Annotated in this window: 1 protein-coding gene; it reads right to left on the bottom strand. The window is 52.8% G+C overall.

Translation table 11 applies throughout. The features are described from left to right. On the bottom strand, window positions 1-809 hold an 809-nt coding region (locus tag ACTHS3_RS14540; RefSeq protein WP_440368316.1), incomplete at its 3' end, for a chloride channel protein. Window positions 810-1,030 lie beyond the last annotated feature (221 nt).

The following is a 1,030-nucleotide window of genomic DNA, read 5'->3' as shown; positions in this document are numbered from 1 at the left end:
CCAATGAGTGCAAACATACAGACGGCCAAGGGAATGATTTTGATGTTGTCGCGCTTGATGAAGGGGAACTTTTGGGCAGTACGCTGGAAAAAGACGGCGGTTGCGCCCAGTACTGGGCCGATGATGACGGAAAACCAAAGTAATGATGTGTTGATGGAAAGGTTAGCCGGATGATATTGCTGCACGTCGCCCAAGCCGATGCGCGCGACGGCAGTGGCGATGACGGAAGTCAGCAATGCGGCGGCGACGGCTTGCTGAGTCCATAAGCCCAGCATGGCTTCGAGGATAAAAAGTGTGGAGGCGAGCGGCACGTTATACACGGCTGCCAAACCTGCACCCGAGGCGCAAGCAATGACCAGCCTTGTGTCGTCTTCGCTCAACCCGAAACGGTTGACGCCTACTGAAGCAAAGGCAGCAGTCATTTCGCGCGGCGCAACTTCGCGGCCGAGCGGCGAGCCAAGCCCGACGGTAATGATTTGCAACAGAGCATGACTGACGGTTTCAAAAAACGGAAAACCGGCGAGCGGATTTTTAACCACAGCTTTAATGCTCGGTTGCGGCCTGCCGTAGCGTTTGAGCAACCACCACCCCAAGCCGACCACCGCGCCGCAAAAGGCCATCACTCCGATACGCCGCGCAGGACTTGCCTGCGATACGCCCTCTCGGAATGAAACGTATAGGCCGTCTGAACCGTAACCGTAGGCAAGATGTTGAATTGTATGCATGATTTCGGTTAATACAATGCCGACTATGCCGCCGATAATGCCGGTAATGATGAGGGCGGCCCAAAGTTTATGCGTTTCTTTCACGGGATTTGACTTGAGGTAGTAGTGGTTTGATCAAAGCGTTTTTCGAGGGAACTATTGTCCGCCCAAGGGATAGTTTTTGGGGGCGACGTGGGTTTTGCCGTTATAAGGGAAAATATATTTCTGATTTTTATAATTTTTCTTTCCTGATACGCCGCTGAGTTTTGCAGTCAGCGCCCATACGCCGGATACGGCAGGACGGCTTTTGTCAAAAGCAATTTTGG

The organism is Neisseria sp. P0009.S007 (assembly GCF_051962515.1).
Note: the sequence above shows the minus strand (reverse complement) of the source record. Positions and strands in the feature narration are given on the sequence as shown.